General features: G+C 59.1%; 12 protein-coding genes and 1 tRNA gene. 6 read left to right on the forward strand and 7 right to left on the reverse strand.

What is annotated here, in order from left to right; translation table 11 throughout:
* Positions 1 to 6 precede the first annotated feature (6 nt).
* The 5 genes from DRET_RS11160 to lysS form a co-directional block, all read right to left on the reverse strand.
* Positions 7 to 546 carry an OmpH/Skp family outer membrane protein gene (locus DRET_RS11160; protein ID WP_015752655.1) on the reverse strand — a complete coding sequence of 180 codons (540 nt, stop codon included), beginning with the start codon at positions 544 to 546 and terminating at the stop codon, positions 7 to 9.
* 31 nt (positions 547 to 577) lie between these two features.
* Entirely contained in the window at positions 578 to 3,256 is a 2,679-nt protein-coding gene (bamA, locus tag DRET_RS11165) for an outer membrane protein assembly factor BamA (protein ID WP_015752656.1), read from the reverse strand.
* A 146-nt stretch (positions 3,257 to 3,402) separates the two neighbouring features.
* Entirely contained in the window at positions 3,403 to 4,092 is a 690-nt protein-coding gene (locus DRET_RS11170) for an ABC transporter ATP-binding protein (protein ID WP_015752657.1), read from the reverse strand.
* Complete coding sequence (locus DRET_RS11175) at positions 4,085 to 5,314, reverse strand: lipoprotein-releasing ABC transporter permease subunit (RefSeq protein ID WP_015752658.1); 1,230 nt, start codon at positions 5,312 to 5,314, stop codon at positions 4,085 to 4,087. Before DRET_RS11175 ends, DRET_RS11170 begins: the two co-directional genes overlap by 8 nt.
* A complete protein-coding gene (lysS, locus tag DRET_RS11180; RefSeq protein ID WP_015752659.1) occupies positions 5,314 to 6,828 on the reverse strand; it encodes a lysine--tRNA ligase in 1,515 nt (504 codons plus the stop codon). Before lysS ends, DRET_RS11175 begins: the two co-directional genes overlap by 1 nt.
* Before the next feature lie 201 nt (positions 6,829 to 7,029).
* Between lysS and DRET_RS11185 the strand changes: the two genes are divergently transcribed.
* Together DRET_RS11185 and DRET_RS11190 are read left to right on the forward strand one after the other, a co-directional pair.
* Positions 7,030 to 7,105, forward strand: a tRNA-Asn gene (locus tag DRET_RS11185).
* Positions 7,106 to 7,436: 331 nt separating this feature from the next.
* Positions 7,437 to 8,093 (forward strand): septal ring lytic transglycosylase RlpA family protein, encoded by a 657-nt coding sequence (locus DRET_RS11190; protein WP_148214099.1) that lies wholly within the window; start codon positions 7,437 to 7,439, stop codon positions 8,091 to 8,093.
* Here the strand turns inward: DRET_RS11190 and DRET_RS11195 are convergent.
* Together DRET_RS11195 and DRET_RS11200 are read right to left on the reverse strand one after the other, a co-directional pair.
* Complete coding sequence (locus tag DRET_RS11195; protein ID WP_015752661.1) at positions 8,077 to 8,373, reverse strand: integration host factor subunit alpha; 297 nt, start codon at positions 8,371 to 8,373, stop codon at positions 8,077 to 8,079. The genes DRET_RS11190 and DRET_RS11195 overlap by 17 nt on opposite strands.
* An 11-nt stretch (positions 8,374 to 8,384) precedes the next feature.
* Complete coding sequence (locus DRET_RS11200; protein ID WP_015752662.1) at positions 8,385 to 8,801, reverse strand: HIT family protein; 417 nt, start codon at positions 8,799 to 8,801, stop codon at positions 8,385 to 8,387.
* Positions 8,802 to 9,325: 524 nt separating this feature from the next.
* On the opposite strand from DRET_RS11200, the gene DRET_RS11205 reads away from it, so the two are divergent.
* The 4 genes from DRET_RS11205 (at position 9,326) to DRET_RS11220 (ending at position 14,179) form a co-directional block, all read left to right on the forward strand.
* A complete protein-coding gene (locus tag DRET_RS11205) occupies positions 9,326 to 10,390 on the forward strand; it encodes an elongator complex protein 3 (RefSeq protein ID WP_015752663.1) in 1,065 nt (354 codons plus the stop codon).
* 313 nt (positions 10,391 to 10,703) lie between these two features.
* Positions 10,704 to 11,882: an amidohydrolase family protein gene (locus DRET_RS11210; RefSeq protein ID WP_015752664.1), complete on the forward strand. Its 1,179-nt coding sequence runs from the start codon at positions 10,704 to 10,706 to the stop codon at positions 11,880 to 11,882.
* Between the two features lie 58 nt (positions 11,883 to 11,940).
* Positions 11,941 to 12,873: an aspartate carbamoyltransferase catalytic subunit gene (locus DRET_RS11215; RefSeq protein WP_015752665.1), complete on the forward strand. Its 933-nt coding sequence runs from the start codon at positions 11,941 to 11,943 to the stop codon at positions 12,871 to 12,873.
* A 1-nt stretch (position 12,874) separates the two neighbouring features.
* Positions 12,875 to 14,179, forward strand: coding sequence for a dihydroorotase (locus tag DRET_RS11220; protein WP_015752666.1), 1,305 nt, complete (start codon positions 12,875 to 12,877; stop codon positions 14,177 to 14,179).

The following is a 14,179-nucleotide window of genomic DNA, read 5'->3' on the forward strand; positions in this document are numbered from 1 at the left end:
CCCGGGCTATTCTGCCTGCTGCTGGTTGCGCCAGGCCTTATTGAGTTCGACCATGATCTTTTCGGTGATCTCCAGGGCGTTGCTGCCGTAGACCAGGCCACTATTGCGCTTGTCCATGATAAACGAATAGTTGTGTTTATCGCCGTAGGCGTCGATGACTTCAGCGAGCTTCTGGATGATCGGGGCGCTGAGTTCTTTTTCCTTGGCCTGCATCTTGTTTTGGTAGGCTTTATACATGTCCTGGAAATCACGGACTTTGCGCTTGAACTCCAATTCTTTGTCCGTTTTGGCCTCCTGGCTGAGCATGACGCTTTGCTTCTGGATGGCCTGACGGAGCTTGTCGATCTCCGCCTTCTTGGTGTCCAGCTTGGATTTGAGATCCGTGAATTCGCTTTTGAGTTGGTCCATGGCCTTCTGGCCCGGCTCGGACTTTTCGATAATCCGCTGCATGTCGATAATACCGACCTTGAGATCAGCGGCAAAGCCCGGTGCAGTGCAGACCAGCAGAAATACAAAGACATGCAGTGTGGCGAGAGTGCGCAACATGCTTTTTCTCCTCATGGGTTAGAGACATTTTTTAGAAAAACTGGCCAACGGAGAACTCGAGATGGCCGCCACTTGTTTCCCCATCGATCTCATCAAGACCGTAGCCGTATTCCAGGCGCAGGGGACCAAGCGGGGAGTACCAGCGAACACCGGCGCCAACCGCCTTGTAGAGTTCGCCGTCAAAGCTCTCGTCCTTGGCCCAGGTGTCCCCGGCGTCAAAAAAGACGAGCCCCATCAATCCGAGCTCGTCGCTCAAGGGGAACAGATATTCGAAATTGGTGAAAAACGAGGTGTGGCCGCCGATTTCGTCACCACTATCGTCCTCGGGTGAGATCTCCCGACCGGGATAGCCCCGGACGTCATCCATCCCGCCGAGATAAAAGCGTTCGAAATCCGGCACCTCATCGTCACTGTTCTCCATGACATGCCCCACTTGGGCGTGCCAGTGGAAAATATGTTCAAACGGCAACGGCTGGTAAAAGCTCGTGTCGTAGATGAATTTCACGAAATCGTCGTCCCCGCCGATCAGGCCGCCGGCATATTCCACGGAAAGGGTGTTGACCGTGCCCTTGGAGGGATTCAAACGGCGGTTCGTGGTGTCGCGCTTGATCGAAGCGTACACGGCGCTGGCCCAATTTTCCCCTTCGCGCTCAAGGATGTCTTCGTCGACCTCGTCCTCGTCGATTTCGTCCAGGGTATACTTTTCCAGCCGGTAATTCCAGAACAAGCGGGTGTATTCGCCCAAGGGATAGCCGAACTTGACTTTGCCACCGATGGAATTCTTGTCGTAATCGTCGTATTCGCGGGTCACATAGTAGACATTGGTTCCGGCCCCCAATGGGGAATCGTAGAGATGGGGATTCCAGAAGTCGAGATCGTACCGGGTCCGGGAGCCGCTGAAGGTTCCCTGCAGGCTTGCTGTGTACCCTTTGCCGAACAGGTTGCGCTCCTTGACCTGGCCGCTCAAAAAGACACTGTCGACACTGGAATACCCGGCACCGGCGCTGAGCATGCCTGTGGACTTTTCCTTGACCTGGACCACCAGGTCCATGCGTTCGCGGTCAGAGGTCGGAACAGTCTGGATATCGACCTTCTCGAAATAGTCGAGTTTTTGCAGCCGGACATTGGACCGGCGCAGTGCGGCCCCGCTGAACATGTCGCCGTCTGCCAGGCGCATCTCGCGGCGGATGACATTGTCGCGGGTCTTGGTGTTGCCCTCAATGGTCACCCGGCGGACATAAACCTTCTGATTTTTGCGCAAATTATACGATACGCGGACCGTATCCTCGTCCCGGTCCCTATCCATCTGGACATCAACCTCGGCATAGGCATAGCCGTAGTTGGTGTAAAAGTCGGTCAGGCTCTGTATATCCTCCCGCAGCACTGAGCGATCAAAGGGGGCCTTTTCCTCGGCCGCATCATCGAGCTGGGTCTGAGCCGCAAGCTCTTTTTTTCCGGTCAACAGGTCACCGCTGAAATCCACCCCGGCCACGCTGTAGCGGTCCCCTTCCTTGACGTGGAAGGTGATCACAATGCCCTCGTCCGTGTACTCGACCTCGGGCTGCCCGACTTTGGCGTCCATGAACCCGCGGTTGGAATAATAGGCCTCCAGGGCGGCGGCATCCCGGTCCAGCAATTCCTCTTTAAGTACCCCACGGCCTGTGAGCCAGGAAAACAGCCCCCGTTCAGAAAGCGCGAGTTCATCCTTGAGATCACCGGGGTCCAGGACTTTGGCGCCCTTGATACGGATGTCCTCGATATACAATTTGTCCCCTTCTTCGACGAGGACGTTCAAACGCGCCTTGCGGGGATCGGTCTGCTCGAGTTCATAATCGACCTCGGCCTGATAATACCCTTCCTTGCGGTAGACTTCGCGGATTTTTTTCAGATCCTCGGCGATAACCTTGGGATTGAGAACTGCCCCAGTCTTGGTCGACATGACCTCCAGGATATCGTCCTTGTCGATGGCATCGGCACCTTTGACGCCAATGGCCTGAATCAACGGTTTCTCTTGGACCTGAAAGACAACCTCCTTGCCCTCCCGGGTCTCCTCGACTTCGACTCGGACGTCATCGAAATACCCGAGCTGGTACAGCCGTTTGACCTCGGTGTTGATCGCCTTGGGGTCATACGTGTCCCCTTCCTGGAGGCGCAGGCGCATCAGGACCACATCGTCATCAAGGATTTCGTTGCCTTCCACCTTGATCTCGCTGATTTTCTCCTTGCGCAAGATCTGGTCGGCAACCTTGTCCGCCAGTTCCTCTACAGCTGGCATAAGGTTGATCAGGCCCTCTTTGACCACGAAAAACGGAGTCGGCTGTTTCAGGCCGGTGGCCTCCACCAAGCGGGCGTCGAGACTGAGATTCGTGCCGACCTGGCTCAGGCTGCCGTAGATCGCGTATTGGGCCTTGCCCAACAACGCCAGATCCCTGGCCCGTTCCAGATTCAAAAACTCGACCTCTTCCTGCTGCAAAAGCCGAAGAGTGTCTTCCTGGGAGCGGACAGCAAACCCCTTGTCCCGGAGTTTGCCGCGCAGCATCTCCGGCAGGTCCTGGCCCAGATAGTCAAGATTTTGCTCGGCATTGATCTCGAAAGGGAGCACGACAAGGGCCGTGTCCTCTGCTTGGGCCGCAGCGACTGATGGGGGGACAGCTCCCATCAGGGCCCAGACGAGAAGAGCAATACAGATCAAAGGGAGAGTGCAGCGCATGTCGTTCCTCCTCTGCGCTCGGTCAACGCTCAAATGAAGCCCACCGGGCGGCTCAGCAGCCTCTACACTAAAACGTTTCCACAAGCCGTTGGCGTGGTCTCCCCTGCCGCCCGCACGGGCCGGGAGCGAGGGAAGCGAAACAGATCTCACTCGGACGCCGCTGGCTGCAGGCGCCCGTCATGTAACAGATATTGCCGGGAAAACAGGGAGGCCAACCGGAGATTGTGGGTCACCACAACCATGGTTGTCCCCAATTCGTCATTTAAACGAAACAAAAGGTCGCCGACCCGGTCGCCGGTGCGTTCATCCAGGTTTCCTGTGGGTTCGTCGGCCAGCAGGACCGAGGGGCTCAAGACCACGGCCCGGGCAATGGCCGCCCGTTGCCGTTCTCCTCCGGAGAGGGTGTTGACCTGCTGTCGCCCTTTATGGCCCAGACCGACCTGGTCCAGAGCCGCTGCAGCCAGATCTTCGGCTTCAGCTCGAGATTTGCCCGCAATCCGTCCGGGCATGGCCACATTCTCCAGGGTCGTGAATTCGGGCAGGAGATGGTGGAACTGAAAAACAAAACCGAGCTGGGAGTTGCGCAGGACCGCCTTTTCCCGGTCTGAAAACTGCGCCAGATCTTTGCCATCGAACAGAAGCGAACCGGAACTCGGCGTATCCAAGGTCCCGAGCAGATGCAAAAAGGTGCTTTTGCCTGACCCGGAGGCCCCGAGGACCGCCAGGGAATCGCCGCGGGCGATCGCAAAATCGACGCCATCGAGCACGGTCAATTGTTCAGCCGGGCCGGAATACACCTTGCGCACCTGGCGGAGTTCATAGACCGGACTATTCATAGCGTAGGGCCTCCGCCGGTTCCAGACGTGACGCCTGACGCGCCGGGTACAAGGTGGCCAGGAAGCACAATCCCAGCGCGGCGACTCCGATAAGCCCCATATCCAGCCACTCCAATTGCACGGGCAAGTGGTCCAGATAATACACGTCCCCCGGTAAGCGGATAAATTGGTACCGGTCCAGGAGAAAACAGACCCCCAGTCCGAGCGCATAACCAAGCCCGGTCCCGACGAAACCGATGATCGTCCCCTGGAGCATGAAGATATTGCGGATATTGTGTGCCTGTGCACCCATGGAGATAAGTATCGCGATATCCTTGGTTTTTTCCATAACCAGCATGATCAATGTGGTGATGATGCTAAACGACCCCACCAGAACAATCATGACCAGAATAACGGACATGGCCGTCTTTTCGAGCTTCAAGGCTGAAAAAAAGCTCTCATTCATCTCCATCCAGTTGCGGACATAGAATCGCGACGGGTCCAGCCGTTCAAGGACCGCCTCCCCGATCTGGGGGGCTTGGTAGACATCAGCCAGACGCACCTCGAGACCGGTGACCAACTCGCCGCCGAACCCCAGAAGATCCCGGGCCGCCGGGAGTCCGACATAGGCCAGGGACGAATCGTATTCGTACATGCCGGATTCGAAGACGCCCACAACTCGAAAAATCTTGATTTTTGGAGAAAATCCCGCTGCGGAAGATTGCCCGCTGGGAGAAAGGAGGTTGATGGTTCGTCCGCTAAACACGCCGAGGCGATCCGCCAGGTCCTGACCGAGGATGATCCCGGGATACTCTCCGGGTTCCGTGAGCGCCTGAAGCGAGCCTTGAACCATTTGTTCGCCAAGGTTCAAGACCTCCGGCGCCCGCTCGGGGTCGATTCCTCGCAAGGCGGCCCCTTTGACGCCGTGGGGCGTGCTGCACATGACTTCGGAATAGATAAAGGGCATGACACCGGTCACACCCTGGACGCGGCGAACGGTCTCGGCCGTCTGCTCATAATCGGCAAACCCGCCGCTCGTGGCGCCGACGATCACGTGGGCGTTGACCCCGAGGATCTTGTCCCGCAATTCATTGCTGAACCCGTTCATGACCCCCAGGACAACAATCAGCGCGGCCACGCCGAGCCCGACGCCGAGGACCGAGATCAGGGAAATCACGGAAATAAAAGTCTGCTTGCGTCGCGCCAGGAGATAGCGCACCGCGATAAATCGTTCAAAACCCATTATTCTGTCTTGGTTTCCGGCCGCAGCAACGGAAAGAGGATAACTTCACGAATCGAAGCCGAGTCCGTCAAAAGCATGACCAGACGGTCGATGCCCACCCCTTGGCCGGCCGCTGGCGGCATGCCGTACTCCAAAGCGCGGAGATAGTCTTCATCCATGGCGTGGGCCTCATCATCGCCGGCGCTTTTTTCCTGCACCTGCTGTTCGAAGCGCTGCCGCTGGTCAAAGGGGTCGTTGAGTTCGGAAAACGCGTTGGCCATTTCACGGCCGCAAATAAACAGTTCAAAGCGGTCTGTGAGTTCAGGGTTCTCCTCATTGCGCCGGGACAAGGGGGAAATGTCGGTCGGGTAGTGCGAAATAAAGTGGGGCTGGATGAGTTTGGGCTCCACCAGCAGATCGAACAATTTGGCTTGGGTCTTGCCGAGTTGCTCTCCGGTCTGGACATTCTCGCCCAGCCGCTGGACCAGGGCCTGGGCCTGATCATGGTCCTGATACTGCTGCGGCTCAAGTCCCCCGATCTCCTCCAGGGCCTGGTGGAAGGTCAACCTGTTCCAGCGGCCGCCAAGCTCGATCTCCTGCCCCTGATAGGTAATCCGGGTCGTCCCGCAGACGTCCTGGGCCAATTGGGCAAACATCTCCTCGGTCAGATCCATGAGATCGTAGACATCGGCGTAGGCCCAATAGAATTCGAGCATGGTGAATTCTGGATTGTGCTGTGTGGAGATGCCTTCATTCCGGAAATTGCGGTTGATTTCATACACCCGCTCCAACCCGCCGACCAACAGTCGCTTCAGATACAGCTCCGGCGCGATGCGCAGGTAAAGCTCCATATCCAGCGCGTTGTGGTGGGTCACAAACGGCCGGGCCGTCGCCCCGCCCGGAATGTGCTGCATCATGGGGGTCTCAACCTCCATGAAGCCACGATTGTCCAGAAAATGGCGTAACCCTTGGACGATACGGGTCCGTTTGACAAAAATATCCCGAGCTTGGGGGGTAACGATCAGATCGACGTATCGCTGGCGATACCTGGTCTCGACATCCTTGAGGCCGTGGTATTTTTCCGGAAGCGGCCGCATGGATTTGGTGACCAGTTCGACATGCTCCGCCTTGAGCGTCAATTCGTCGGTTCGGGTCCGAAAAAGCGTCCCCCGGACACCGACGATGTCACCGACATCGAACTTTTTAAAGAGCTTGTACAGATCAGCTCCGACCGCATCACGCTGGACAAAGACCTGGAGTTTGCCGGTGCTGTCCTGGATATGCATGAAAGTGGCCTTGCCAAACGAGCGAATGGCCATGATCCGACCGGCCAAGGCAAACGTGTGCTCCACGTTTTCAAGATCTTCAGCGCTCAGGGACTCATAGGACTGGATCAGGTCCTGAATATCCGTATCCTTGCGAAACGTGTTCCCGAACAGCGCCAGACCCTGTTCGGCGAAATTCTGCGCTTTGTCCCAGCGGTTTTTGATGACCTGACTTTCAGTCCCTGCTTTGTCTTTCTTCTGCTTACTCAAGAATCTCTACTCCGTGCTTGTCTGACCGTACCGCCGCACCACACGCCAATTCCCGTTTGACGCTGAATTCATGGTGGGTAAGCCAAATTGGTCAGCCCGTCAAGAAAGCCGGCTTGCCCGGAGATTTCTCAGAAAAACCTGTTGACAGGTGAACTCCCGTTCTGTAAACACTTCTCCTTGCCACGCACGCAATGCGTGTCTTCCCCGGTAGCTCAATCGGCAGAGCGGGTGGCTGTTAACCACTAGGTTGGCGGTTCGAGTCCGTCCCGGGGAGCCAGACGACAAAGCCCCATCCCGTCGGGATGGGGCTTTTTGTATGCTCAAAGGATCGTGTCGGGTTTACTTTGCCCGGCGGGGAGGCTATACCATTCTCAATTCGGGAACCCGGTGACTGGGTTCTCCCACAGAGGTGGAGCTGTTCCTGGCGCCCGACAACCTGAGCCTGGGCCCAATCGTTTCAGGCGCTTGGCTCTAGGACGCCATACAAAACTGGGGTCTACCAGGGTCCTGGCCGCATGACGCCGAACAAAGCCACATTTATGCGAATTTTCCACACTGCTTGTGCCGTTTTGGGCAGCCTTGTGCTGCTGTGGTCTTTGGCTGGATGCATGGGATCGGTCGAAGGACCGCCGCACTCTGCGAGCATCCCCAGCAAAAGCACAGGCACCTTCCGGCCGTATACCATCAACGGCCAGACGTACCGCCCCCTGCGTTCAGCGAATGGCTATGTCGAGCAGGGCATCGCCTCGTGGTACGGCTCAGACTTTCATGGCAAGCCCACCGCCAACGGCGAACGCTACGATATGCACGCCATGACCGCCGCCCACCGCACCTTGCCCATGAACACCAAACTCATGGTCACCAATCTGCGCAATAACAAGCAGACCACGGTCCGAATCAACGACCGCGGTCCCTTCGTCAAGAACCGCATCCTGGATCTCTCTTTTGCCGCAGCCAAGCGTCTCGGCGTCGTCGGCCCGGGGACGGCCCCGGTGCGCATCAAGGCTGTCGGCTCCTGGCCGCAACAGGTGCGCGGGCGCTTTTACATCCAGACCGGCTCCTACCGGGAGAAGGAGAACGCCCTGGCCCAATACCGGGAGTTGCGCAGCCGAGGCTACGACCATTCCCGAATTGTCCGGGCAAACGTCAATGGCGTCCACGTATGGCGGGTCCAGGCCGGGGTCTTCCCTGCCTTGGAAGTCGCCCGCTCCCACCTCGCCCGCCTGGAACGGACCATCCCTTCGTGTTTTATTCTCGCGGATTGAGCTCAGCGCGAAAGCGGCGGGACAAGCGAAAAACGACCACGGTGCGCCCCGGCAGGGTGATCGCTTCCTCGGTCTGGGGATTGCGGCCTTTTCTGGGCTCTTTGTCATAGGCCTCGAACTTGCCGAACCCGCTGATCAGCAAGGCGTAGTCTTTTTTGATGGAGTCGCGCATGATATCAAGCATATCTTCGACGATATTCTTGACTTCGGCGCGGCTGCGCTGCCCCTGTTCGTAGATCGCGTCCACGATATCCGCTTTGGTCAACGTTTTTCCCTGCATAGCTCACCCCTTCACGGTTGCAGTGTCTCTCGTATCGCCTGAGCCACGGCCTCCATACTTTCAGAACTCTCATACTCTTGCTGGGGCCACCAGCGCAGACCATCCTCAGTAAACCGGGGCACCAGATGCCAATGGGCATGGTCGACCAACTGGCCGGCCGCCCTGAAATTGTTCATGACCACATTCAGTCCGTCAGCCGCCGTCGCCTGAACCACAGCCTGTCCCACTTTTTGCAGCGCCTCCTGCATTTCTTGGCCCAGGGCAGCGGGCAGCTCCCACAATGTGGCGTAGTGCGTTTTGGGAATGACCAGGGTATGCCCTTTATGGATCGGACCAATGTCCAAAAAGGCCAGGACATGTTCCGAGGAGAAGACCTGGGCACTGGGGATCTCTCCCCGGACTATTTTACAAAAAAGACAATCCTGCATATGTAAACTCCATGCGCTGCTTTTGGGCTAGGCTGAGTGTCCGGGAGACACTTCTCAAACCACCAGACGGCTGAGCCCAGGCTGCCCCGCAGCATGAGCCGCCCCGGGAGCCGGGGACAGCAGATTTCTTATGCTTGCAACCAAGGCCAGATGTACAAAAGACTGGTAAAACAGCATATCTATCGACACACCTGTTCCTGGCTGTTTTGTCAACAGAAAATTCGTGTTTTGCCCCCAAAAATAGGATTTCTGAACCCTTGAAGCCGGTTTTGGTCCTTTCCAGCGGCCAAGGGTCCTACGGCGGCATTTCGCCATCGTCTCCATGCCCTGCGCACTGACAGATGGGCACCGGAGCAAAGCCACTGTTGCATGGCGAAAAAGTCGGCTTTCGCAAGTGCTCCTCGGTTCCGCGAGGTGGCGAGGCCAATGCGGCTTCCGGAGATACCATTCGCTCGTACTGTTCTCCCTTGGTCCTTAGCCAATCAGATTTGTTTTTTCAACCACCTATGCGCAAATAGACAAATATGGAACTTCACGCCCCCGGTCTTACCGCCCCTTCTCGCCAAGCGACCTTTGCCCCGGCTCCGACTGGAAAGGCCAAACGGCATATCCACCCTGTCTTTTTGCCTTTTCAAGGCTGCCCCGGCCGATGCATCTATTGCGCCCAGGACCGGCAGACGGGGCAATCCCCCCTCGCATTGGAGGAGATGCACGCCCGTCTTCACGACCAGCTCAGCAATTATGCACGGCAGGGGACATCGCTGGAGCTCGGTTTTTTCGGGGGCACGTTCACCGGACTGCCCCTGCAGTGGCTCCAACGGTTTCTCGAATTGGCCAGGGAATTCAAAAACCGCGGGGTTCTTGAGCGCGTCCGGTGTTCGACCCGACCCGATTTTCTTGAGTCCCGCAAGCTCGACCTGCTTGCCGAACACGATTTCGACCTTGTAGAAATCGGCATCCAGAGCTTTGACGGCACCGTCTTGCGCCAGAGCCAGCGCGGCTATACGCCGGAAACGGCCGTTGCCGCCTGCAACCGGGTCAAAACCTTCGGAATGGGGCTTGGCATCCAATTGCTCCCGGGATTGCCAGGGCATACCCCGGCCATCTGGGCCAGAGATATAGAGGCGACCTTGTCTGTTGCCCCCGAATGTCTGCGCATCTATCCATGTGTGGTTATTGACGGCACCCCTCTGTCCCGCCTTTGGCGGGAAGGGGACTACCAGCCGTGGCCGCTGTCACAAACCGTCCGCGCGCTGGCCGCAGCCCTGAACCGTATTGAAGACTCGGGCATCGAAGTCATCCGTATGGGCCTTCCGCCAGAAGCGGGGCTGGTGGAAGCGATCCTGGACGGCCCGTGGCATCCGGCCCTGGGGGAACTCATCCGCAGCAGGGCCCTTTTGCGCCGCATCGTCAGCCACAGCCGCCGCTTGCCTGCCGGCCCCAAAGCGCTCTACCTTCCCAGCAGACGTCGAAGTCAGGTTCTGGGCCACCACGGTCGCAACCTGCCCGTGCTTGAACGCATCGGATTGTCCAGAGACCGCTTGTACCCCTGGGACGCCACGCAATGTTGTCTCCAAGCCCTCGGCTAACGTCGGGATCTCTGGCGCGACGAATACGCGTCCAGGACATCCCCTTGTTCGAATCCAGTTCTCTTTTGAACCACAGAGAGCCCAGGGCCCACAGCGGATCAGGGCTTGCACCCCCATAGAGGACTTTGGCCTCTGAACGGATCTTTCTCCAGCACTCCCGTTGTGCTCTCTCTGTCCTCTCAGGTCGCATCTTCCGACTGCGAACGAGTTGCCTCCAGCCATATTCCCAATGTCCATAGGCGCGGCCGGACCCGATCGACGTTGCTCTCGGTGATCCAGCGCCCCAAACCTCTTCCCCTTGGATGACTTCCCCATGCCTTTATCCCGAACATCCTCTGCAGAGACACCGATCTTGCGGCGCTCGCGCACCTTGCTCACACGGAATCCGGCCCGGCCGGTGATCGACAATGGAGCGATCCTGGAAGCCAACGGGATGATTTGCGCTGTCGGTAAATACGGTGAGCTATCCCAGACGCACCACGCTCGGCTGGTCGACGAAGGAGAGACGGTGTTACTGCCCGGGCTGATAAACGCCCACACCCATACCGAACTCAGCCACTTGCGGGACCGCATCCAGCCCGGCGGCGGATTCGAGGACTGGGTCGCCCAATTGCTTGCGCTGCCGGCCCGGGATCTGGACACCAAGGCGGTCTCCAAGGCCATAGACGAAATGGCCGCCGGTCAGATCTGTGCCGTGGGAGACATCAGCGGGAACAATCCGCAGGCCATGGCCTCGTTATGGCGCCAAAGCGATCTCCATGCCCTCCTTTGGGTCGAGCAGATCGGGTTCGCCCCTTTGCCCCAGGGCCAGCCGCGAGGTCTGCCTGATGCCGGGGCAACTCCAAAGCTGCGCGTCGCTCCTGCCGGACACGCCCTGTATTCAACAAGCCCGGAGACTTTGCGCCAGACCAAGGCCTGGTGTCGCTCCCACGAACTCCCCTTCAGCCTCCATCTCGCCGAACATTCCGGTGAAATAGAATTTTTGACCACCGGCCGCGGCCCGTTTGGCGCCATGCTGACCAAACGGCTGGTCCCCAAATCCTTTTCTCCGCCGGGCCTGCACCCGGTTGCCTATGCCGATTCGTTGGGACTTCTGGATTCCTCCACCCTGGTGGTGCACGCTGTTCACCTCGACCCGGGCCACCCGCACCTTATCGCGCACCGCGGCTCTACTGTCTGTCTGTGCCCGCGCAGCAACGATTTCATCGGCGTGGGGCGCGCTTTGTGGGAAGCCCTGGACGCCGCAGGTGTTCCCTTGTGTCTGGGTACGGACAGTCTGGCCTCAAATTGGGACCTCGATTTATGGCAGGAGGCCTGGTATATCGCCCAACATTGGTCCGGCACACTGACCCTGGACAAGCTGGTCAGCTTCATGACCACGACCCCGGCACGCATCCTGGGCCTGCCACGTCTGGGCCGCCTTGCCCCCGGCAAACGGGCTGTCTATGCCCGGCTGTCTCTGGAGAAGGCGAACCGCCTTCCTCTTGCCTGACGTGGCTGAACTTGGCACAGTGGGCGCGATATCGACCCCCGTAGCAAGGATGACGACCATGCACTGGCCGCACAAGGATCTGCTCAGTATCCAGCAGCTGACGTCTCAGGAAATCGAACACATCTTCGATCTCGCTCTCAAATTCGCCGAAATCAACCAACGCCCGGTCAAAAAGGTCCCGACCCTCAAAGGCAAAAGTGTTGTGCTCTTTTTCGCCGAACCCAGCACACGGACCAAAATCTCCTTTGACATGGCCGGCAAGCGGCTTTCGGCCGACACATTTTCGCTGGCCCAGTCCGGCAGCAGCTTGCAAAAAGGCGAGAGCCTGAGCGATACCGCCCTCACCCTTCAGGCCATGCATCCGGACGCCATTGTCTTGCGCCATGGGGCCAGCGGGGCCTCGGCCTATCTCGCCCGCCAGCTCGACTGCGCGGTTATCAATGCCGGTGACGGCTGGCACGCCCACCCGACGCAGGCCCTGCTCGACGGCTTCAGCCTGTTTCAGGTCTGGGAATCCTTTGCGGGCAAGAATGTGCTGCTGCTCGGCGACATCGCCCACAGCCGGGTCGCGCGCTCGGATATCGAACTCTTGACCAAGCTCGGCGCCAAGGTACGGGTCTGCGCCCCGCGGACCCTGCTTCCGCCGGCCCTGAAGTCATGGCCGGTGGAGATCGAGCAGGATTTGGGTCGGGCCTGTCAGGACATGGACGCGGTCATCTGCCTGCGCTTGCAACTCGAACGCCAGCAGGCCGGGCTTTTGCCTGATCTGCGGGAATACGCCCGCCACTTCGGCCTGGGGCCGGCCCATCTGAGCCACGCCCGGACAGGGGCCCGAATCCTGCACCCGGGGCCCATCAATCGCGGGATCGAAATCGCTGCGGAACTGGCCGATGCCCCGAACTCGCTGATCCTGGACCAAGTCTCCAGCGGCGTGGCCACACGTATGGCGCTGCTCTATCTCTATCTGACGTCCACTCGGGAGGAAGCCTGACATGGCCGATTGCGAACTCGTGGTCCATAACGTCCAGCATCCAGACGGCACCCCCTGCGACCTGCTCCTGGCTGGTGAACGCATCCTCGCCGTCCAGCCCCATGAGCCGAACCGGTCCTGGGAGTGCTCTGTCTTCCCGGGCAACGGCGCCCTTCTCTGGCCCTCGTGCCTTGACAGCCACGTCCATCTGCGCGAGCCCGGCTTTGAGCACAAGGAGACCATCGCTACCGGATTGCAGGCGGCTGCAGCCGGGGGATTCGGCCAGGTCATGGCCATGGCCAATACCGACCCGGTCAATGATACCCCGGGCACAACCCGGTTTCTTCTGGATGCAGCTCAAAAGAGCCACCCGCAGGGCCCGGCCCTGCTCCCCGTGGGGGCAGCCACGAAAGGACTGCAAGGCCAGGAACTCGCCCCATTGGCTGAACTGGCTGAAGCTGGCTGTGTCGCCTTCTCCAACGATGGCAATCCGGTCAGTAATACGGAATTGTTCCGGCGGGCCGTGGAATACGCCGCCGATTGGCGCTGCCGGGTCATTGACCATTGCGAGGACCCCCATCTCGCTCCGGGGGCCGGGATCAACGAGGGTCGGATGAGCAGCCGCCTCGGACTGAAAGGGCAACCCACGGTGGCCGAGAGTCTCCATGTCGCCCGGGACATCCTTCTGGCTAGCTATCTCGATCTGCCCATCCATCTGGCCCACATCAGCTGCCGCGAATCCGTGGAACTCATCGCTCAGGCCAAGCAAAAAGGGGTGCCGATCACTGCTGAAACCTGTCCCCAGTATGTGTTGTGGGACGAGGGGCTGCTCGAGGGCTTCAACACCCTGGCCAAAGTCAATCCCCCCTTGCGCACCCCGGATGATGTCCAGGCCATGCGCCAAGCCGTTCGCCAAGGGGTTATCGACTGCCTGGTGACCGACCACGCCCCCCACGCCGGGCATGAAAAGGATGTTCCCTTCATGGCCGCACCCAACGGCATCTCCGGTCTGGAGACCGCCTTGAGTCTGACCTGGGGGCTCGTCGCCCAGAACGAACTTGACGCAGCAGACTGGATACGGCTCTGGTCTCAGGCTCCGGCCGAGGTGTTCGGTCTGCCTGCCCCGTCGGCTCTTACCGCCGGAGCTCCGGCTGACTTTCTCCTCTTTGACCCCCACAGGCAGTGGGATGTTTCTCCCCGCTCCCTGGCCTCGCTGGGAAAAAACACGCCTTGTCTCGGCGCATCGCTCACAGGGCGCGTCAGCGCCCATTTTCTAGGCGGGCGCTGTATCTATGACGGCAACGCCCCTCTCGCAGGGAGCCACTAA

The sequence above is a fragment of the Desulfohalobium retbaense DSM 5692 genome, assembly GCF_000024325.1.
GTDB classification, from domain to species: domain Bacteria; phylum Desulfobacterota; class Desulfovibrionia; order Desulfovibrionales; family Desulfohalobiaceae; genus Desulfohalobium; species Desulfohalobium retbaense.

Excerpts from the sequence above, each read along its gene's own strand:
- DRET_RS11160 (WP_015752655.1), bottom strand. The coding sequence starts at position 546 with ATGTTGCGCACTCTCGCCACACTGCATGTCTTTGTATTTCTGCTGGTC.
- bamA (WP_015752656.1), bottom strand. The coding sequence starts at position 3,256 with ATGCGCTGCACTCTCCCTTTGATCTGTATTGCTCTTCTCGTCTGGGCC.
- DRET_RS11170 (WP_015752657.1), bottom strand. The coding sequence starts at position 4,092 with ATGAATAGTCCGGTCTATGAACTCCGCCAGGTGCGCAAGGTGTATTCC.
- DRET_RS11175 (WP_015752658.1), bottom strand. The coding sequence starts at position 5,314 with ATGGGTTTTGAACGATTTATCGCGGTGCGCTATCTCCTGGCGCGACGC.
- DRET_RS11190 (WP_148214099.1), top strand. The coding sequence starts at position 7,437 with ATGGGATCGGTCGAAGGACCGCCGCACTCTGCGAGCATCCCCAGCAAA.
- DRET_RS11195 (WP_015752661.1), bottom strand. The coding sequence starts at position 8,373 with ATGCAGGGAAAAACGTTGACCAAAGCGGATATCGTGGACGCGATCTAC.
- DRET_RS11200 (WP_015752662.1), bottom strand. The coding sequence starts at position 8,801 with ATGCAGGATTGTCTTTTTTGTAAAATAGTCCGGGGAGAGATCCCCAGT.
- DRET_RS11205 (WP_015752663.1), top strand. The coding sequence starts at position 9,326 with ATGGAACTTCACGCCCCCGGTCTTACCGCCCCTTCTCGCCAAGCGACC.
- DRET_RS11210 (WP_015752664.1), top strand. The coding sequence starts at position 10,704 with ATGCCTTTATCCCGAACATCCTCTGCAGAGACACCGATCTTGCGGCGC.
- DRET_RS11215 (WP_015752665.1), top strand. The coding sequence starts at position 11,941 with ATGCACTGGCCGCACAAGGATCTGCTCAGTATCCAGCAGCTGACGTCT.
- DRET_RS11220 (WP_015752666.1), top strand. The coding sequence starts at position 12,875 with ATGGCCGATTGCGAACTCGTGGTCCATAACGTCCAGCATCCAGACGGC.